The 18,222-nt window shown below is 72.7% G+C and carries 18 protein-coding genes and 1 pseudogene; 14 read left to right on the top strand and 5 right to left on the bottom strand.

The features are described from left to right. Positions 1–191: 191 nt before the first annotated feature. From ACIGHB_RS13070 to ACIGHB_RS13060, 3 genes are all read right to left on the bottom strand, one after another. The gene (locus ACIGHB_RS13070; RefSeq protein ID WP_399912446.1) at positions 192–1,136 is read right to left on the bottom strand and encodes a hypothetical protein; all 945 of its coding nucleotides are present in this window, start codon (positions 1,134–1,136) and stop codon (positions 192–194) included. A gap of 41 nt (positions 1,137–1,177) precedes the next feature. Next, positions 1,178–2,806 (bottom strand): DUF6801 domain-containing protein, encoded by a 1,629-nt coding sequence (locus ACIGHB_RS13065; RefSeq protein WP_399912443.1) that lies wholly within the window; start codon positions 2,804–2,806, stop codon positions 1,178–1,180. Between the two features lie 272 nt (positions 2,807–3,078). Beyond that, the gene (locus ACIGHB_RS13060) at positions 3,079–3,708 is read right to left on the bottom strand and encodes a hypothetical protein (protein ID WP_360310952.1); all 630 of its coding nucleotides are present in this window, start codon (positions 3,706–3,708) and stop codon (positions 3,079–3,081) included. A gap of 617 nt (positions 3,709–4,325) precedes the next feature. Between ACIGHB_RS13060 and ACIGHB_RS13055 the strand changes: the two genes are divergently transcribed. From ACIGHB_RS13055 to ACIGHB_RS12995, 13 genes and pseudogenes are all read left to right on the top strand, one after another. Beyond that, positions 4,326–5,339 (top strand): ABC transporter ATP-binding protein, encoded by a 1,014-nt coding sequence (locus ACIGHB_RS13055; protein ID WP_399912439.1) that lies wholly within the window; start codon positions 4,326–4,328, stop codon positions 5,337–5,339. Positions 5,340–5,344: 5 nt separating this feature from the next. Beyond that, positions 5,345–6,100 (top strand): annotated as a pseudogene (locus ACIGHB_RS13050) (MlaE family ABC transporter permease); the annotation flags it as partial. A gap of 4 nt (positions 6,101–6,104) precedes the next feature. Next, positions 6,105–6,911, top strand: coding sequence for an MlaE family ABC transporter permease (locus tag ACIGHB_RS13045; RefSeq protein ID WP_399912436.1), 807 nt, complete (start codon positions 6,105–6,107; stop codon positions 6,909–6,911). 1 nt (position 6,912) lies between these two features. After that, positions 6,913–8,166, top strand: a complete 1,254-nt coding sequence (locus ACIGHB_RS13040) for an MCE family protein (RefSeq protein ID WP_360310960.1) — start codon at positions 6,913–6,915, stop codon at positions 8,164–8,166. Then, positions 8,163–9,218 carry an MlaD family protein gene (locus tag ACIGHB_RS13035; RefSeq protein WP_360310962.1) on the top strand — a complete coding sequence of 352 codons (1,056 nt, stop codon included), beginning with the start codon at positions 8,163–8,165 and terminating at the stop codon, positions 9,216–9,218. The genes ACIGHB_RS13040 and ACIGHB_RS13035 overlap by 4 nt, the downstream gene beginning before the upstream one ends. Further along, a complete protein-coding gene (locus ACIGHB_RS13030) occupies positions 9,215–10,261 on the top strand; it encodes an MCE family protein (protein WP_360310964.1) in 1,047 nt (348 codons plus the stop codon). Before ACIGHB_RS13035 ends, ACIGHB_RS13030 begins: the two co-directional genes overlap by 4 nt. Continuing rightward, positions 10,258–11,334: an MCE family protein gene (locus ACIGHB_RS13025; RefSeq protein WP_360310966.1), complete on the top strand. Its 1,077-nt coding sequence runs from the start codon at positions 10,258–10,260 to the stop codon at positions 11,332–11,334. Before ACIGHB_RS13030 ends, ACIGHB_RS13025 begins: the two co-directional genes overlap by 4 nt. Then, on the top strand, positions 11,331–12,611 hold the full coding sequence (locus ACIGHB_RS13020; protein ID WP_399912430.1) for an MCE family protein: 1,281 nt from the start codon (positions 11,331–11,333) through the stop codon (positions 12,609–12,611). Before ACIGHB_RS13025 ends, ACIGHB_RS13020 begins: the two co-directional genes overlap by 4 nt. After that, complete coding sequence (locus ACIGHB_RS13015) at positions 12,608–13,882, top strand: MCE family protein (protein ID WP_399912428.1); 1,275 nt, start codon at positions 12,608–12,610, stop codon at positions 13,880–13,882. The genes ACIGHB_RS13020 and ACIGHB_RS13015 overlap by 4 nt, the downstream gene beginning before the upstream one ends. Then, positions 13,879–14,385 carry a hypothetical protein gene (locus tag ACIGHB_RS13010; RefSeq protein ID WP_399912426.1) on the top strand — a complete coding sequence of 169 codons (507 nt, stop codon included), beginning with the start codon at positions 13,879–13,881 and terminating at the stop codon, positions 14,383–14,385. Before ACIGHB_RS13015 ends, ACIGHB_RS13010 begins: the two co-directional genes overlap by 4 nt. Next, positions 14,382–15,056 (top strand): hypothetical protein, encoded by a 675-nt coding sequence (locus ACIGHB_RS13005; RefSeq protein WP_399912423.1) that lies wholly within the window; start codon positions 14,382–14,384, stop codon positions 15,054–15,056. The genes ACIGHB_RS13010 and ACIGHB_RS13005 overlap by 4 nt, the downstream gene beginning before the upstream one ends. Before the next feature lie 26 nt (positions 15,057–15,082). After that, complete coding sequence (locus ACIGHB_RS13000) at positions 15,083–15,625, top strand: nuclear transport factor 2 family protein (RefSeq protein ID WP_360310976.1); 543 nt, start codon at positions 15,083–15,085, stop codon at positions 15,623–15,625. 54 nt (positions 15,626–15,679) lie between these two features. Continuing rightward, on the top strand, positions 15,680–16,423 hold the full coding sequence (locus ACIGHB_RS12995; protein WP_399912419.1) for a hypothetical protein: 744 nt from the start codon (positions 15,680–15,682) through the stop codon (positions 16,421–16,423). A 10-nt stretch (positions 16,424–16,433) separates the two neighbouring features. Here ACIGHB_RS12995 and ACIGHB_RS12990 read toward each other — a convergent pair whose 3' ends face one another. Further along, entirely contained in the window at positions 16,434–17,225 is a 792-nt protein-coding gene (locus ACIGHB_RS12990; protein WP_399912416.1) for a putative protein N(5)-glutamine methyltransferase, read from the bottom strand. A gap of 198 nt (positions 17,226–17,423) precedes the next feature. After that, on the bottom strand, positions 17,424–17,906 hold the full coding sequence (locus ACIGHB_RS12985; protein ID WP_399912412.1) for a glutathione peroxidase: 483 nt from the start codon (positions 17,904–17,906) through the stop codon (positions 17,424–17,426). 39 nt (positions 17,907–17,945) lie between these two features. Between ACIGHB_RS12985 and ACIGHB_RS12980 the strand changes: the two genes are divergently transcribed. Further along, positions 17,946–18,179 (top strand): DUF6011 domain-containing protein, encoded by a 234-nt coding sequence (locus ACIGHB_RS12980; protein WP_360310984.1) that lies wholly within the window; start codon positions 17,946–17,948, stop codon positions 18,177–18,179. Positions 18,180–18,222 lie beyond the last annotated feature (43 nt).

Below are 18,222 nucleotides of genomic sequence, written 5' to 3'. Positions count from 1 at the left end.
CCGGTGGGGGGAGCGGCGCCGCGGCGCCCGTCCGGGAGGGGCGGGCGCCGCGGGAGCCGTCAGGTACGTACCGATGTGGACTGCTGAAAGCTAGGACAACTGCTGTGTGCTGTACACAACTTGAGCAAGGTTCATGTCTCCCGCCGGGTGGTACGCGACCGACTCGGCCGGTAATCACCCCTGGGTGGCCGTTAGTTGACGGCGGAGTGCCAGTTCTGCGAGAAGACCTTGCCGGCGTCGGGGGCGAGGACGCCGGGGGCGAAGAGGCCGGTCAGGAACGTCTGGGTGTTGTTCAGCGTGAGCTTGTTCTTGCCGGCGGCGGAGGGCAGGCCGGTCTTGAGGTTGACCGCCGCGTCGATGATGCCGAGGAGGCCGAGTCCGCAGCCGGTGGCGCCGGGGACGGCGAAGCTGTCGTCGTACTGGGTGGAGCCGAGGAGGTTGAGGCGGCTCATGTCGCCTTCCTCGTTGGCGGTGCCGTCGCCGTCGAAGCGCTCGACGCCGAAGGCGGGCGCGTCGAGGTTCTTCGGGCGGAGCAGGATCGGCTTGGACTTGGTCCCGATGTAGCAGTTGTCGCCGAGGAACGGGTTCTGCAGCCGGATGCGGACCGGGATGGTCACGATCGGCTGGTCGGTGAGGACGCCCGCGATCTGGTCGAACTGCGACGGGGTGCCCACCGACTCCATGGTGGCGGTGATCTTGTTGAGCTTGCCGTCCGACAGCTGCCGGCAGATGTCGGTGATGAACGGGATGTCGCTCGGGCACATCAGGCCCATGAGCCCGCCGGGGACGGTGGCGGAGTCCGCGATGAGCGCGCCGCCGGCGGGCGCGACGACCGAGTTGGTGCCGTCGGAGTTCTGCACCACGCCGATCTGGAGGTTGGTCTTCCCGGTGGTCACGGTGGTGTTGCCGAGCTTGATGCTGCCGCTGAGCGAGTACGAGACGACGCACTGCGGCGCCTTGTCGAGCCCGTCGGAGGAGAGCATCCCGGAGGCGTCGACGGGGCAGCGGGTGGAGGGTGCCCAGCCGCCGTTCAGGACGGGTCCGGCCGCGGTCGCCGTGCCCATGGAGGCGAAGGCGCCGAGCGCGGTCAGGGCGGAGACGGTGGCCAGCTTGGTGCGGGCGGTGATGCGCGGCATGGCGGGGGGCCTTTCGTCGGAGGGGACGGGGGTGCGCGGGATCAGCGTTCGGGCTTGGGGACCTGGCGGGGCTGGAGGTCCTCGGTGCAGAAGTCCATGGGCGGCGCCTCGACCCCCACGGAGCAGGTGCTGCCCTGCATCTGCTTGACGTGGTTGCCGGGCCCCGAGATGGAGGCGGTGAGGAGCCGGTCGAGGTCCTCGCCGGCGCCGCACCCCTTGAAGGCGGGGATCGTCACCTCGCCGGTGAGCGGACCGCCGCCGGTGAGGATGTAGCCGACGGGAGGGTCGGGGAGGGTCTGGCTGCCCTTTCCGACGAGCACCAGGTGGTCTCCGGGGTACGTGGCGGGGTCGGGCTCCGGGGAGGAGAGCGGCTTCTCCGTGCGGCAGGAGGGCCCGACGTCCAGCCGGGTGCCGTTCACCTCGGCGTCCAGGACGCGCAGGGTCAGGGGGACCCGGACGTGCGTGGTCAGGATGTTGGTGGGGAAGATCAGGAGGACGTCCGAGTCGATGGTCATGGGCCCCGTCTGTTCCAGGACCAGGGTCGCCGTGACGGGGACGAAGTCGAACGTGAGGAACGTGGCCCGGAAGGGCGGGGTCTGCGCCCGGCCCTCGTGGGAGAGCCTGCCCTCGGCCGGCGTGATGACGTGCATGCTGCCGTCCGGCTTGACGACGAACTCCGCCTGGCCCTGTTCGATCAGGGTGCAGGTCGTCGGGATGAGGTTGGCGCCGCCCAGTTTCCGCACGTTGGAGTAGCCGGTGATGTACGCCGACAGCGACATGGGGGTCGGCTTCTCCGTGACGCACGGCGGCGCTTCGGGCCGGTCGTCGGGGGCCCCGGGGGTCTCCTCGCCGGTCCCCGCCTCCTCCTCGTCCGCCTGCGGTCCGACGCGGGGCCCCTCCGTCGTGGAGCCCGTCGAGCCCGTCGAGCCCGCAGAGCCCGTCGCCCCCGTCGCGCCCGCCGTACCGGTGGGGTCCGGCGGTGCGGGCGCCGTCCCGTCGCCGGGGAGCGGCGGCACGGGGAGGCCGGAGGAGGGGGAGGGCGGCGCCGGCGAGGAGCCGGACGGGGACGGGGAGGAGGGTGTCGGGGACGCGGTGCCCGGCTCCCCGGTGCCGGCCGTGCCGACCGGAATCGTGGCGAGCTTCCCGCCGTCCTTCGCGTCCGGGGCGGGGGCGCAGGTGACGGCGAGGGACGGGGGCTCGGTGGCCGTGCCGTCGGCGGTGCTCGGGGCGAGGTCGAGGGCGAGCGGCCCGGCGGTGAGGGTGAGGTCGCCGACGGCGTCGGTGGTCAGCGAGGGCACGTCGCCGGTCGCGGTGAGCACGAGGGGCCCCTCGGCGGGAACGGCGACGGGCTGCGCGGTGCCGCTCCATGTGGCCTGGGTGCGCTGGTCGTTCTGGGCCACGCCGACCGTGACGTGGGTCTCGGCCCGTACGGTGGCGGCCCGGAGCGCGGTGAGGTCGGCGACGGCCGCCGGGGGGAGCTCCACCGTGGTGGTGACGTCGGTGGGCCGGATCTCCTCGCCCACGGCCGCCCGCTCGGGGAAGGCCGCCGTGATCCGTACGGTCGCGGGCCGGGGCCCCGACGGCAGGGCGCAGACATAGGGCAGCGCGGCGTCGACCTTCAGCGTCCCGGCGGCGACGGCCGCGGCCGGCAGCAGGGGGGCGAGCGCCACGAACGCGGCGATCGTCGCGCCGCGCGCTCGGACGCGGGAGGGTCGGGGGGTGGGCCGTGGGCCTCTCATCCGGTGCTCCGCTCGGGGTCGTTCGTGCATGCGGTGATCGCGCCTTACGGGTCGGGTGCGACGCGCGTTCGCGCCGTGCGGGTCGGGTGCGACGGGTCGTCGGGCGGGGGCGCTCGCCTCGGCCCGGCGTCTTCGCGGAGGCGGACAGGCCCGCGTCCGCCCGGCCGGGGGTGCCGGCCGGACGGACGCGGATTGCCCGGCCCTTACGGGTTCGAGCCGACGATCTTCGGGATGGTGGTGCCCACCTTGAAGAGGTAGGTGCCCTTGAAGGTCGGCTTCGCGCCGACCGGGACGGCCGAGCCGCAGTTCGTCGACGAGACGACGGTGAGCTCGCCCGCGAGGCTGTTGACGGCGAGCGCGCCGGTCGAGTTGGTGTACGTGCTCGACGCCTTGCCCGTCACGCGGAAGACGCAGGCGCCGACCGTCACCTTGGCGTCGACCGCGCCGACGTACCCCTTGGTGACACCCGTCGCGGCCGTGTAGTCCTGCGCCACGATCGTCCACGGGGTGGTCGGGACGGTGGACACGTTGCCCAGCACGCTGGTGCAGGGCGCGCCGGTGGCGCCGAAGGCGATGGAGTTGATCTTGCCGACGGTGGCCGGGTTGCCGGTGGTGCTCGCGCCCGTGCCCGCGCCGTTCGACTTCGTACACGTCATGGCGATGCCGTTGACGCTGAGGACGATGTTCCCGCTGTTGACGGCGGTGATGTTGGCCGGGTTCGGGGTGACGGTCCACACCGTCGAGGGCACCGCGGAGGCGGGGCTGACGGTGAGGGCGAAGGCGGCGGAGGCGCCGCCCGCGACGACGGCCAGGTTTCTGATCGACTTCTTCATGGCTCTGGGACTCTCCTTGGGGATTGACCGGCAGAGGGTGCTGCGGTGGGGGTGCCGCGGCGGGGCCGGAACGGCCGGCCGAGCGGGCCTTCGTCCCGCCGCGAAACGAGACGTTACTTGCGGGAAACTTAGCCGAACAATGGCGCGAACCATGATTCTTTGAAGACGGCTGAATGCCTGTCAAGGGGGTGAGCGATGGCGAGAATGCGCTTGGTTCCCGTGTGCGTAATGTCGACAATTCTGATCGATCAGGCGAGGTGGGGCACGGGTTGTGCCGGCCGGTGTGCGCGAATTCTCCCCGGCGTGACAAGCGCTCTCTGCGAATTGTCTCCCGCCTGATAAAGAGGGTCCTGATCGGGCCTGTTCCGCGAAAACTCCGGATCCGGTATTGCCCCGCGAGGTTACTCGGCCGTAGCGTTCCCCGGAGTCGACGCTCAGCCGCAGGTCGGCGCCCCCATCTGTCGTGGCGGAGACAACATCTCCTTCCGGTTTTGTCTCCGCCGTGACAAACGCGGAAGCGGATCAATGATTTTGGGCCAGAGCTATTGTCCGGGTGATCCAGAACGGCCTACCGTGCGCCCGCGGCGCACGCGCCACGCACGCCTGCTGGAGGTGGGATGGGAATCGAAGTAGTCGTTGAGGGGCTGACCATGTCCTTCGGCAAGCAGAACATCTGGCAGGACGTGTCGCTGACGTTGCCGGCCGGAGAGGTGAGCGTCATGCTCGGCCCTTCCGGCACCGGAAAGACCGTGTTCCTGAAATCGCTCATCGGACTGCTGAAACCCCAGCGGGGCCGCGTCCTCATCAACGGCGTCGACATGGTCAGCAGCCCCGAGCGGGACATCTACGAGACCCGCAAGCTCTTCGGCCTCATGTTCCAGGACGGCGCCCTCTTCGGCTCCATGACGCTCTTCGACAACATCGCCTTCCCGCTCCGCGAGCACACCCGCAAGCGCGAGTCCGAGATCCGGCGCATCGTCATGGAGCGCATCGAGCTCGTCGGCCTCCTCGGCGCCGAGGGCAAGCTGCCCGGCGAGATCAGCGGCGGCATGCGCAAGCGCGCCGGGCTCGCCCGCGCCCTCGTCCTCGACCCGCAGATCGTGCTGTGCGACGAGCCCGACTCCGGCCTCGACCCGGTCCGCACCGCGTACCTCTCACAGCTCCTGATCGACCTCAACGCGCGGATCGACGCGACCATGCTGATCGTCACCCACAACCTCGACATCGCGGCCACCGTCCCCGACAACATGGGGATGTTCTTCCGGCGGAACCTCGTCACCTTCGGCCCCCGCGAAGTGCTCCTCACCAGCGACGAACCGGTCGTCACCCAGTTCCTCGCCGGCCGCCGCGAAGGCCCCATCGGCATGTCCGAGGAGAAGGACGCCGCCACCCTCGCCGCCGAGGCCGAAAAGGCCCCCGCCGTCCGCCCGGACACCCCCCGGACCATCGTCCCGCAGCTGGAGCCCTCACCCGGGCTGCCCCCGCGCGCGGCCGTCGCCCGCCGCAGGGAACGCGTCCTCGGCATGCTCGACACCCTGCCGCCCGCCGCCCGCGCCGCCATCGAGGCGACCTACGCGCAGTACGCCGCCACGCGGACCGTCCCGATACACACCGCCGGGGGCGCCTCGTGATCGGCGGCGCGCTGCGGCAGACCGGCCGCCTCTTCGCCCTCGCCGCCGAGGTGAGCCGGGCCGTCTTCCGCCGGCCCTTCCAGCTCCGCGAGTTCGTCGAGCAGTTCTGGTTCGTCGCGAGCGTCACCATCCTCCCGGCGGCCCTCGTCTCCATCCCCTTCGGCGCCGTGATCGCCCTTCAGGTCGGCTCGCTCACCCAGCAGCTGGGCGCCCAGTCGTTCACCGGCGGCGCCAGCGTCCTCGCCGTCATCCAGCAGGCCAGCCCGCTCATCGTCGCGCTCCTCATCTCCGGCGCCGCCGGCTCCGCGATCTGCGCCGACCTCGGCTCCCGCAAGATCCGCGAGGAACTGGACGCGATGGAGGTGATGGGCGTCTCGCCGATCCAGCGGCTCGTCGTCCCCCGCGTCCTCGCCACCATGGCCGTCGCCGTCCTCCTCAACGGCATGGTCTCCGTCGTCGGCACCCTCGGCGGCTACTTCTTCAACATCGTCCTCCAGGGCGGCACCCCCGGCGCCTACCTCTCCAGCTTCTCCGCCCTCGCCCAGCTCCCCGACCTGTACATCAGCGAACTCAAGGCGCTGATCTTCGGGTTCATCGCCGGCATCGTCGCCGCCTACCGCGGCCTCAACCCCCGCGGCGGCCCCAAAGGCGTCGGCGACGCCGTCAACCAGGCCGTCGTCATCACCTTCATGCTGCTCTTCTTCGTGAACATGGTGCTGACCGGCCTCTACCTCCAGATCGTCCCGCCGAAGGGAGGCTGAGGCCATGGCCTCCCCGTTCGCCTGGCTCGACCGCTCCGGCGACCAGCTCCTGTTCTACGTGCGGGCCCTGCTCTGGGTCCCCAGGACCCTGCGCCGCTACCTCAAGGAGGTGCAGCGGCTGCTCGCCGAGGTCGCCTTCGGCTCCGGCGGCCTCGGCGTCGTCGGCGGCACCATCGGCGTCATGATCGCGATGACGCTCTTCACCGGAACCGTCGTCGGCCTCCAGGGCCACGCCGCCCTCGAACAGATCGGCACCGCCGCCTTCACCGGCTTCGTCTCCGCCTACTTCAACACCCGCGAGATCGCCCCGCTCGTCGCCGGCCTCGCCCTCTCCGCGACCGTCGGCGCCGGCTTCACCGCCCAGCTCGGCGCCATGCGGATCAACGAGGAGGTCGACGCCCTCGAAGGCATGGGCATCCGCTCCATGCCGTACCTCGTCACCACCCGCATCATCGCGGGCGTCGTCGCCATCGTGCCCCTCTACGCGGTCGGCCTGCTCTCCTCCTACCTGGCCTCCCGCACCGTGACGGTCCTCTTCAACGGCCAGTCCCAGGGCACGTACGACCACTACTTCAATCTGTTCCTGTCACCGACCGACGTCCTGCTGTCGATGCTCAAGGTGCTGATCTTCAGCGTCATGGTGATCGTCGCCCACTGCTACTACGGCTTCCGCGCCTCCGGCGGCCCCGCCGGCGTCGGCATCGCCGTCGGCCGGTCCGTGCGCAACGCCATCGTGCTGATCAGCGTCACCGACTTCTTCCTGTCCCTGGCCCTGTGGGGCGCGACCACGACCGTGAAGGTGGCGGGGTGAGATGAACGCTCCACGAGGCCAGACCCTGCGCCGCCGGTCCGCCGGCGTCGTCTTCCTGCTGGTGCCCGCCCTGCTCGCCTGGCTGGCGGTCGCCGTCTACGACAAGAAGTTCACCGACTCCGACCCGGTCGTCGTCGAGACCGGCAGCGTCGGCAACGAGATGCACCTCGGCGCCGAGGTCAAACTCCGCGGCGTCGTCGTCGGCGAGGTCCGCGCCATCGACGCCACCGGCACCGGCGCCCGGCTCACCCTCGCCATGCGCCCCGGAGCCCTGGACCACGTCCCCGCGGACGTCCGCGCCCAGATGCTGCCCACCACCCTCTTCGGCGAACGGTTCGTCGCCCTCGTACCGCCCGCCAACCCCGCCGCCCAGCGGCTCGGTCCCGGCGCCGTCATCCCCGAGGACCGCTCCGGCAACGCCGTCGAACTCCAGCAGGTCCTCGACAACGTCCTGCCCCTGCTCACCGCCGTCCAGCCGCAGAAGCTGTCGTCCACCCTGTCCGCCGTCTCCCAGGCCCTCGAAGGACGCGGCGACAAGCTCGGCGACACCCTCGCCCGGCTCGACGGCCACCTCAAGAAGTTCAACCCCCAACTCCCCACCCTCAACCGGGACCTCAAGGAACTCGTGAAGGTCAGCCACGTCTACGCGGACGCCGCCCCGGACATCCTCACCGCGCTCACCGACTTCACCACCACCAGCGGCACCCTCGCCGAGCAGGAGGCGGCCCTCTCCGGCACCCTCGGCGCCACCACCCGCACCGCCCAGGACCTCACCGCCTTCCTCCGCAGGAACAAGGACACGATCATCAGGCTCAGCGCCACGAGCCGCCCCACCCTGGAACTCCTCGCCGAGTACTCCTCCTCCTTCCCCTGCACCCTGCGCACCCTCGCCCAGTTCGTGCCGGCCATGGACAAGGCGCTCGGCAAGGGCACCGACCGGCCGGGACTGCACGTGAACGTCACCACCGTGCCCTCGCGCGGCGCGTACCGGCCCGGCCAGGACACCCCCCGGTACGGCTCCGGCGGCGGCCCCCGCTGCCACCCGGTGCCCTACCTCGGCGTGCCCGCCCCACCCGCCGCCCGCGCCTCCGCCGCGGCCGACCAGGACCTCGGCCCCGCGAACTCCCCGCAGGAGAACGACCTCGTCACCGAACTCCTCGCCCCCGGCACGGAGCAGCGGCCCGACGCCCTGCCGGACTGGAGCAGCCTGCTCGCCGGACCCGCCTTCAGAGGAGCGGAGGTGACCCTCCGATGAGCCCGAAGCAGACCCACACCCGGCGCCGCGGACTGACCGGAACCGTCCTCAAGTCCCTCGCCTTCGTCCTGGTCACGGCCCTCGCCACCACCGTGCTCGGCTTCAGCATCGCCAACACCGGCGTCGGCTCCGCCACCCGCTCCTACAAGGCGCTCTTCACCGACGTCACCGGCCTCGTCGCCGGCGACTCGGTGCGCATCGCCGGCGTCAAGGTCGGCGAGGTCACCGACGTCCGCGTCGTCGAACGGCGCACCGCCCAGGTCACCTTCACGGTCCGCGAGGACCGCACCCTGCCCCGCTCCGCCACCGCCGCCGTGAAGTACCTCAACATGGTCGGCCAGCGGTACGTCTCCCTCGGCCGGGGCAGCGGCGACGTGACGGGCACCCTGGGCGAGGGCGCGACCATCCCGCTCGACCGCACCACCCCCGCCCTCGACCTGACCCTGCTCTTCAACGGCTTCAAACCGCTCTTCGAGGGCCTGTCGCCCGCCGACGTCAACGACCTCGCCGGCTCGCTCGTCCAGGTCCTCCAGGGCGAGAGCGGCACCGTCGACAGCCTGCTCCGCCACATCGGCTCTCTGACCAAGACCGTCGCCGCCAAGGACAAGGTCATCGGCGACGTCGTCACCCACCTCAACACCGTCCTCACCACCCTCAACGACCGCGAGGCCGGCTTCGAGGACCTCGTCGTCACCCTCCAGAAGCTCGTCACCGGCTTCGACACCGACCGCAAGCCCCTCGGCGAGGCCGTCCAGGCCATGGGCGACCTCACCACGACCACCGCGGGACTCTTCCGGGACGGCCGCGCCCCCCTCAAGAAGGACATCCGCGAACTCGGCCGGCTCTCGGGCACCCTCGGCGCCCACACCCCCGCCATCGAGCGCTTCCTCGCCACCACCCCCGACAAGATGACCGCCCTCGCCCGCCTCTCCTCGTACGGCTCCTGGTTCAACCTCTACCTCTGCGAGGCGCGCGTGACCGGCGTCGAGACCTCCGACGGCTCCAAGCCGCCGACCGGCATCGCCGTGACCGAACCGAGGTGCCGCGGATGAGCCCCCTCCTCAAGCCCGTCAGGGAACGCAACCCGATCTCCGTCGCCGTCGTCGGACTCCTCCTCCTCGGCCTCCTCGCCGCCCTCGCCTACAACGTCGAGCGGCTCCCCCTCGTCGGCGACGGCACCACCTACAGCGCCGACTTCTCCGAGGCCGCCGGGCTCGACACCGGCGACGAGGTCCGCATCGCCGGCGTCAAGGTCGGGGAGGTCACCGGCGTCACCCTCGACGGCGCCAAGGTCAAGGTGACCTTCGAGGTCGGCGACGCCTGGGTCGGCGACCGGTCCACCGCCGCCATCGCCATCAAGACCCTGCTCGGCGAGAAGTACCTGGCCCTCGACCCCGTGGGCGCCGCCCGCCAGGACCCCGGGACCCGCATCCCCCTGGCCCGCACCACCTCCCCGTACGACGTGACCCAGGCGTTCCAGGACCTCAGCGGCACCATCGACGACCTCGACACCGGCAAGCTCGCCGAGAGCTTCCGCACGATCTCCGACACCTTCAGGAACTCGCCGCCGCACGTGCGCAGCGCCGCCGACGGCCTCTCCGAACTGTCGAAGTCCGTCTCCAAGCGCGACACCGAACTCGCCCGGCTCCTGAAGAACAGCGAGAAGTTCACCAAGACCCTCAAGGACAAGAAGTCCAGCTTCGAGCTGCTCCTTGAGGACGGCGGCTCCCTCCTCGGCGAGCTCAGCAAGCGCCGTACCGCCATCCGCGCCCTCCTCAAGGGCAGCAGGGCCCTCTCCACCGAACTCAGCGGCCTCGTCGGCGACAACGACCGGCAGCTCGGACCCACCCTCAAGGCCCTCGGCAGGGTCACCGGCGTCCTGGAGAAGAACAGCGGCCAGCTCGACAAGACCCTCGCGCTCGTCGGCCCCTACTACCGCCTCGTCGGCAACACCCTCGGAAACGGCCGCTGGTTCGACAGCTACCTGTGCGGTGTCGTACCGCGCGGCTACCTGCCCGAGGGCTCCCAGCCCAAGACCGGATGCCAGCCGCCCAAGCCGAAGACGGCGGCGGCGAAGGGGAGCGGTACGCGATGACCAGGACCAGGAAACCCCTCGCCGCCGGCCTCACCCTCGCGGTGCTCGCCGCCTGCGGACTCGTCGCCGTCCGCGCCCTCGACGAGGAAGGCACCCGCGTCACCGCCTGGTTCGACCGGGCCGTCGGCATCTACGCCGGATCCGACCTGCGCGTCCTCGGCGTCCGCGTCGGCGAGGTCGAGTCGGTGGAACCGCAGGGCACCCGGGTACGCGTCGCCCTCCGCCTCGACGAAGGCGTACGCGTCCCCGCCGACGCCCGCGCCCTCGTCGTCGCCCCGAGCATCGTCGCCGACCGGTACGTCCAGCTCACCCCCGCCTACACCTCCGGGCCCGCCCTCGACGACGGCGCCGAACTCCCCGCCTCCCGCAACCGCACCCCCGTCGAGATCGACCAGCTCTACGCCTCCCTCACCGACCTCGGCGAGGCACTCGGCCCCGACGGCGCCAACTCCGCCGGAGCCCTCTCGGACCTCCTCGACACCGGCGCGAAGAACCTCAAGGGCAACGGCGACGCCATCGGCGGCTCCATCGACCGCTTCGGCAAGGCCGCCAAGACCCTCGACGGCAACAGCGGCGCGCTCTTCGCCACCCTCGGACACCTCCAGTCCTTCACCACCATGCTCAAGGAGAAGGACGGCGACGTCCGCACCGCCCAGGAACGCCTGGACGAGGTGGTCGGCTTCTTCGCCGACAACAAGGACGACCTGGCCGGCGCCCTCAAGGAACTCGGCACGGCCCTCGCCCAGGTGAAGACCTTCATCAAGGACAACCGCGGCGAACTGAAGAAGAACGTCGACCGGCTCGTGCCCCTCACCCGGACCCTCGTCGACCAGCGCGCCTCCCTCGTCGAAGCCCTCGACGTCGCCCCGCTCGCCGCCGGCAACCTCGTCAACGCCTACGACCCGGACACCCGCACCATCGACGGCCGCGCCAACCTCAACGAGATCAGCATGGGCGGCCCGCTGCTCCCGCTGCCCGTGTCCGGGGACTCCGCGAGCGGCGAACCGCCCGCGAGCCCCACGGCCCCCGCGAGCACCACCGATCCCGCGAACCCCGGAGAGGAGGACCGGTGAGACGCCCCCGCCTGCCCTCGGGACGCGCCGTCGGCGCCGGAGCCGCCGGCGCGGTCGCCCTCGGCCTCGGCCTGGCCCTCGTCCTCGGCGCGCTCCCCACGCCGTCCGTACGGTTCGACGGCATCGAGGACCTGCCGCTGCCCGGCGGCGCCGACCTCGGCGACCACCCCTACACCGTCACCGCCGAGATCGCCGACGTCCTGAGCCTGGTGCCGCAGGCCGCGGTCAAGGTCAACGACGTCGCCGTCGGCCGGGTCACCGCCATCGAACTCGACCCCGCCACCTGGACCGCCCGCGTCACCCTGAAGGTCGCCGGAGACGTCCGGCTGCCCGCCGACGCCTCCGCCCGCGTCGAGCAGTCGAGCCTCCTCGGCGAGAAGTACGTCCAACTCGTCGCCCCCACACGCGGCGGCACCGCCCGCACCGGCGTCCGGCAGGCAGCCGCCCGCCAGGACGCCGGCGGCCGGCTCGCCGACGGCGCCGTCGTCCCGCTCGCCCGCACCAGCCGCAACACCGAGGTCGAGGAGGTGTTCGGCGCCCTCTCGCTCCTCCTCAACGGCGGCGGCGTCAACCAGCTCAAGACCATCACCCGCGAACTCAACGCGGCGCTCGGCGGCCGCGAACCCCAGGTCCGCTCCATGCTCAAGCGGGTCGACACCCTGGTGACCGACCTCGACGCGCACCGCGGCGACATCACCCGCGCCCTCGACGGCCTCAACCGGCTCTCCACCACCCTCGCCGCCCGTAAGAAGGACGTGGGCACGATCCTCACCGACCTCTCGCCCGGACTGAAGACGCTGGAGAACCAGCGGGGTTCCCTCATCACCATGCTCCGCGCCCTCGACACCCTGTCCGGCGTCGCCGTCACCACCGTCGAAGCGAGCAAGAAGGACATGGTCGCCGACCTCAAGGCCCTCGCCCCCACCCTCACCGCCCTCGCGGACGCGGGCGCCGACCTGCCCGCGTCGCTCCAGGTCCTCCTGACGTACCCGTTCACCGACGAGGTGCTCAAGGGCGTCAAGGGCGACTACCTCAACACCTACCTCCACCTCGCGGCCGAACCCGGCACCGAGCTGATCCCGCCCCTCGTCCCCAAGGCCGACCCCACCCCGAGCCCCACGCCCTCCCCGACGGACCCGAACGCGCCCGCCGGCCTGCGCCGGGGAACGGCCGGCACCGCCCAAGGCGCGGAGTCGCCCCTGCCCCTGCCCCCGGTCCGTACGGCCTCACCGTCAGGACCGGGCACCACGCCGAAGGACGGAGGCGACCCCCGGTGATCACCCGTACCGTACGGCTGAAGAACCTCGCGTTCCTCGTCATCGCCGTCACCGTCCTCGGCTTCGTCGGCGTCCGCTACGCCGACCTCGGCCGGTACGCCGGAGTGGCCGACCACTACACCGTCCGGGTCCATCTCGCCCGCACCGGAGGACTGTTCCCGCACTCCGACGTCACCTACCGGGGCGTCTCCGTGGGCCGCGTCGGCGCCATCGACCTCACCGCCGACGGCGTCGTCGCCGAACTCCGCATCAAGAAGTCGGCCCCCCGGATCCCCGCCGACGCGCGGGCCGTCGTCGCCGGCCTCTCCGCCGTCGGCGAGCAGTACATCGACCTGCGCCCCGACAGCGACGGCGGCCCCTTCCTCGCCGACGGCGCCCGCATCGACCGGTCCGACACCCAGGTGCCGGCCCCGGTCACCGACGTGCTCAGCAGCATGGACGACCTGACCCGCTCCGTCCCCCTGGACTCCCTCCGCACCGTCGTCGACGAGCTCGGCAAGGCGTTCGAGGGACACGGCGACGACCTCCAGGTCCTGCTCGACAGCGGCAGCGCCTTCGTCCAGGCCGCCGACGACGCCCTGCCCGTCACCACCCGGCTCATCCGGGACGGCGAGGTCGTCCTGCGCACCCAGGCCGACGAGAGCCGCGCCATCCGCGACTTCGCCACCGGCGCCCGCCGGCTCGCCACCACCCTCAAGAACTCCGACGCCGACCTGCGCAGACTGCTGGCGGTCACGCCCGAAGCGGCGGGCCAGGTCAGCGGCCTCCTGAACGACGTCGACCCGAGCCTCGGCGTCGTCCTCGCCAACCTCCTCACCACCTCGGAGATCGCCCTCACCCGGCAGCGCGGCATCGAGGAACTGCTCGTGACGTACCCCGCCGCCGTCTCGGCCGGCGCCACCGCCGTCGACGGCGGACGCCTCAACATCGGCATGGCCGTCACCTTCTTCAAGCCGCTCCCCTGCACCACCGGCTACCAGGGGACCCGCTACCGCAACGGCCTCGACCTCGGCACCGCGCCCGCCCTCAACACCGGCGCCGCCTGCACCAGCCCGGCCTCGTCCGGGACCAACGTACGCGGCTCCGCCCACGCGCCGAAGGGCGGCGCGGCGCCCGCCCCGCCCCGCGCCTCCGCCTTCCTCCCGGACGCGCCCAAGGGCCCGGTCGCGGAGAAGCCGTGGCTGCCGGGCGCACCGGCCCTGCCCGGAGCGAGCGACGGCCCCACCGACATGGCCGGACTCCTCGGCCTCGGCACCGGGAGCGAGCGATGAGGCGGGCCCGGATCCTCTCCGCCGCCGCCCTCGCCGTCGCCCTCGGCTTCTGCGCCACCGGAGCCTGGAGCTACGCCCAGGCCCGCACCGACGAGGAGCTCGCCTTCGCCCGCGCACGCGACACCGCCCTCGCCGAGGGCAGCCGGCGCCTCACCGTCCTGAACACCCTCGACGCCTCCACCCGCGAGCGCGCCGAGGCGGGCATCGCGGCCTGGCGCGACGCGTCCACGGGCGCGCTCCGCACCGAACTGGCGCGCACCGAGCCCGCGGTGGGCGCCTCCGCCCGGGCCACCGTGACCGAGGCGGCGCTCACCGCCCTCGACACCCGCGCCGGTACGGCGAAGCTCATCGCGACCGTACGGGTGGACGTCACGCCCGAGGGGCGCGCCGCCACCACCGACCGCAAACGCCTGGAGGCCGTGCTGACCCGCACCGGCGAGCACACCTGGAGGGTGGCGGCGCTGAGCGCGGTGCCCGTCGCCGGAGCGGAGGAGGAAGAATGACACTCCTGAACGGCAGGGACACCGACAGGGGCAGCGACACCGACACCGACACCGACACCGGGCCCGAGACGGAATCCGCGACCGACACGGACCCGGACACGGGCGCCGACGCGGACACCGCCACCGACACCGACACGGAGGCCGCGCCCGCCGGCCGTCGCCGCCGTGCCGCCGCCCGGCTGCGCAAGGCCGTCGTGCCGGTCGCGGTCACCGGCCTCCTCCTCGCCGGCGGCGCCTTCTTCTACGGCGCCCACCAGCTCCGCTCCACCCCCTCCGCGCGCAACCAGGCGCTCACCGACACCGCCGCCACCAACCGGGTCGGCGGCGACGTGAGCGAGGGCCTGGCCCGGATCTTCTCCTACACGCCCACCAGCGCCGACGCGGCCGAGCGCTCCGCCGCCACGGTCCTCGCGGGCCGCGCCGCCCGCCAGTACGCCGACCTGTTCGCCCAGGTCCGCAAGAGCCTGGTCCAGCAGCGCGTCACCCTCGCCACGCAGGCCGTCCGCACCGGCGTGATCGAACTCCACGGCGACACCGCCCGCCTCCTCGTCTTCCTGGACCAGGTCTCCCGGCGGGACAAGGGCGCCGCGACCTCCGCGGCGGCCCAGCTGACCGTCACCGCCCGGTTCCAGGACGACCGGTGGCAGATCACCGACATCAAGGCCCGCTGACTTCGAGCGGGAGACGGGAGCACCGCATGACACGCGCGGTCCGCACGGCGGCCGGGGCCCGGCCGGCCCTGCTCGTGGCCCTCGTGCTCACCCTGGTCGCGGGCGGCTTCGCCGCCTGGACGGGGCAGGGCTGGTACGCCGCGGCCCACGACGACTCCGCCGCGTACGCCGCCGAGCGGGACCGGGCGCTCGCGGCGGGGGAGCAGGCCGTGCAGAACCTCAACACGCTCGACCACCGCCGGGTGGACGAGGGGCTCGACCTGTGGGAGTCCTCCACCACCGGCGAACTGCACGAGCAACTCGTCGACGGACGCGCGGAGTTCGCCGGCCAGGTGAAGGCCGCGAAGACGGTGACGACGGCCCGGGTGCTCTCCGGCGCCGTCACCGAGCTCGACGACCGCTCGGGGCGGGCCCGGCTGCTGGTCGCCCTGCGGGTCACGGTCACCACGCCCGACAGCAAGAGCACCGAGAAGGACAGCCGCATGCTGGGCGAACTCACCCGCGCCGACGGCCGGTGGAAGCTCAGCGGTCTGGGGCAGGCCCCCGTGGGCGGCACGGCGTCCGGCTGACCGGGCCGCACGACAGCCCGCGCGAGCCACCCGCACCCGAAAGGACACCGCACGATGCCGACGCCCCGCCACCACATCGACCACCAGCGCCGCCGCCGCGCCCGCGCCGACCAGCCGGCCCCCGACCCCGGGACCCCCGGGGGCCTCCTGACCGAACCCGCGCCGATCGGGCGACGGCGAACGGCGGCGAAGCCCGTACCGGATCAGGCGGAGGCACCGGAGCGCGAGACGACCGGGGGAGCGGCGGAGACAGGGCCCCGGCGACCCGGGCACCGCGCGTCCCTCCTCGTCCTGTGCGTCCTCACCCTCCTGCTCGGCGGGTTCGCGGGGTGGGCGCACGGCAGGGCGGGCGAGCTGCGCGACGACCCCGCGCGCGCGAACACCGCCCTCACCGACCCGGCCCGCACCAGCGAGATCAAGGGCGGCACGGCCGAGGCCGTCGCCGCCCTCTTCTCCTACGACCACACCGACCCGGCCGCCTTCGAGCAGGCCGGGAAGGCGCTGCTCACGGGCAAGGCCGTCGAGCAGCACCGGACCCTGTTCACCGGGGTGCTCGCCCGCGCCGCCGAGCAGAAGTCGGTGATCACCACCACCGTCACCGACAGCGCGGTCGAGCGGATCGACGGCGACCGCGCGCGGGTCCTGGTCTACGCCGACCAGAGCAGCGTCAGCACGGCCGGCGCACAGCGGAAGAAGGCCCAGGACCAGGGCGTCTACGCGGGGGCGATGTTCGCGGTCGACGTCGTCCTGCGCGACGGGACCTGGCTGGTCGAGGGCATCGACACCTTCGGCCGCTGACGGTGGCCCGTCACGCCGCCCGGGTCGCCACGAGGACGGTCGCGTACCGCTCCTCGCAGGTCTCGAAGCGGGGCGTCAGACCGTGCGCGGCGACGGCCTCGGCCGCCGCCCCGGTCTGCCGCTCGCTCGTCTCGACGAAGAGCCGTCCGCCCGGCGCCAGCCACTCCGGCGCCCCCGCGGCCACCCGGCGCAGGACGTCGAGCCCGTCGGCCCCGCCGTCGAGCGCGACGAGCGGCTCGTGCTCGCGCGCCTCGGGCGGCAGCAGCCCGACCTCCCCGGTCGGTACGTACGGCACGTTGGCCACCAGGATCGCCACCCGCCCGCGCAGCTCCTCCGGCAGCGCGGCGAAGAGGTCGCCCTCGTGGACCCGGCCGCCGCGCGGCTCGACGTTCCGGCGGGCACAGCGGACGGCGGCGGGCTCGATGTCCGCCGCGTGCACACGCGCGCCGGGGACGGCCGAGAGCAGGACCGCGCCGGCGGCGCCGGAGCCGCAGCACAGGTCGACACAGAGCGCGCCGGGCGCGGCGAGCGCGACGGCCCGTTCGACGAGGAACTCGGTGCGGCGCCGGGGCACGAACACGCCCGGCTCGACGGCGATCCGCAGGCCGCCGAACGCGGCCCAGCCGACGACGTGCTCCAGCGGGTGGCCGAGGGCACGCCGTTCGACGAGCACGTCGAGTTCGGCGGTGTCACGGGCGGCGGAGAAGAGGAGTTCCGCCTCGTCCTCGGCGAACACGCAGCCCGCGGCGCGGAGCCGGGCGACGGTGGTGGAGCGGAGGGATGCGGTGGGGTCGAGCGACATGGGAGACCTTCCGGGAAGCCGTGAGGAGGCTCCCGCGGCCGCTACGACCGAGCCGGTGGTACGGCCGCCGAGGGGGAGCTTCCTGCCTGCGTGGTGCGGATCGAACCCACCTCCTCCGGTTGCCGTCTGCGGAACCCGATGATCATACCCCAGGGCCCGCGCCGGGCTGTGGCCCGGCGCGGACCCCCGGACGCGTGCTCAGACGAGCAGCGCCTCGATCGCCGCGACGACCTCGGCGGCCTCCGGCTCGGTGCGCGGACGGAAGCGGGTGACGGTGCCGTCGGCGGAGATCAGGAACTTCTCGAAGTTCCACTGCACGTCACCCGCCTCGCCGTCGGCGTCCGCGACCCGGGTCAGCTCCGCGTAGAGCGGGTGCCGGCCGTCGCCGTTGACCTCGGTCTTCTCCAGGAGCGGGAAGGTGACGCCGTACGTCGTCGAGCAGAAGCTCTGAATCTCCTCCGCCGAACCCGGCTCCTGCCCGAGGAACTGGTTGCAAGGCACGCCGACAACGGTCAGACCCCGCTCGCCGTACGCCTTCTGCAGCCGCTCCAGGCCCTCGTACTGCGGCGTGAGACCGCACTTCGAGGCCACGTTCACGACCAGCACGGCCCGGTCCCGGTAGTCGGCCAGGGAGACCGGCTCGCCGGCCAGGTTCTTCAGCGGAATGTCGTACAGACTCATGGGAGGCTCCTCGTCGAGAGATCAGGGTGTGATGACAACATGGGTGAAGAACCACTGGCAATCGCGGTCGATTCCGCCCCCGGCGCGTCACCGCGCCTGATCCGCTGCCGCCTCTGCGGCCGCCCCCTCACCGGCGCCGGCTCCCGCCGCACCGGCCTCGGCCCGACCTGCGACGCCAAGCTCCACCCGCCGTCCCCGGACATCCGCACCCGCCGCCACGAGGTCGACCAGGACCCGCTGCCGGGCCTGGACCCGTCAGCCGGGCAGCTCTGAGCGCGCGCGGCCGACAGCCGGGACGGCGCGACGCTACCAGCGC

Origin of the sequence: Streptomyces sp. NPDC085460 (assembly GCF_044541975.1) — a bacterium.
Taxonomy (GTDB): domain Bacteria; phylum Actinomycetota; class Actinomycetes; order Streptomycetales; family Streptomycetaceae; genus Streptomyces.
The sequence above is the reverse complement of the archived record's forward strand: the minus strand, read 5'-3'. Positions and strand labels throughout refer to the sequence as shown.

Bases quoted from the DNA above. Each gene is read 5' to 3' on its own strand.
- ACIGHB_RS13035 (WP_360310962.1), top strand. From the start codon at position 8,163: ATGAGCCCGAAGCAGACCCACACCCGGCGCCGCGGACTGACCGGAACC.
- ACIGHB_RS13045 (WP_399912436.1), top strand. From the start codon at position 6,105: ATGGCCTCCCCGTTCGCCTGGCTCGACCGCTCCGGCGACCAGCTCCTG.
- ACIGHB_RS13025 (WP_360310966.1), top strand. From the start codon at position 10,258: ATGACCAGGACCAGGAAACCCCTCGCCGCCGGCCTCACCCTCGCGGTG.
- ACIGHB_RS12985 (WP_399912412.1), bottom strand. From the start codon at position 17,906: ATGAGTCTGTACGACATTCCGCTGAAGAACCTGGCCGGCGAGCCGGTC.
- ACIGHB_RS13010 (WP_399912426.1), top strand. From the start codon at position 13,879: ATGAGGCGGGCCCGGATCCTCTCCGCCGCCGCCCTCGCCGTCGCCCTC.
- ACIGHB_RS13060 (WP_360310952.1), bottom strand. From the start codon at position 3,708: ATGAAGAAGTCGATCAGAAACCTGGCCGTCGTCGCGGGCGGCGCCTCC.
- ACIGHB_RS13030 (WP_360310964.1), top strand. From the start codon at position 9,215: ATGAGCCCCCTCCTCAAGCCCGTCAGGGAACGCAACCCGATCTCCGTC.
- ACIGHB_RS12980 (WP_360310984.1), top strand. From the start codon at position 17,946: ATGGGTGAAGAACCACTGGCAATCGCGGTCGATTCCGCCCCCGGCGCG.
- ACIGHB_RS13000 (WP_360310976.1), top strand. From the start codon at position 15,083: ATGACACGCGCGGTCCGCACGGCGGCCGGGGCCCGGCCGGCCCTGCTC.
- ACIGHB_RS13040 (WP_360310960.1), top strand. From the start codon at position 6,913: ATGAACGCTCCACGAGGCCAGACCCTGCGCCGCCGGTCCGCCGGCGTC.
- ACIGHB_RS13055 (WP_399912439.1), top strand. From the start codon at position 4,326: ATGGGAATCGAAGTAGTCGTTGAGGGGCTGACCATGTCCTTCGGCAAG.
- ACIGHB_RS13070 (WP_399912446.1), bottom strand. From the start codon at position 1,136: ATGCCGCGCATCACCGCCCGCACCAAGCTGGCCACCGTCTCCGCCCTG.
- ACIGHB_RS12990 (WP_399912416.1), bottom strand. From the start codon at position 17,225: ATGTCGCTCGACCCCACCGCATCCCTCCGCTCCACCACCGTCGCCCGG.
- ACIGHB_RS13005 (WP_399912423.1), top strand. From the start codon at position 14,382: ATGACACTCCTGAACGGCAGGGACACCGACAGGGGCAGCGACACCGAC.
- ACIGHB_RS12995 (WP_399912419.1), top strand. From the start codon at position 15,680: ATGCCGACGCCCCGCCACCACATCGACCACCAGCGCCGCCGCCGCGCC.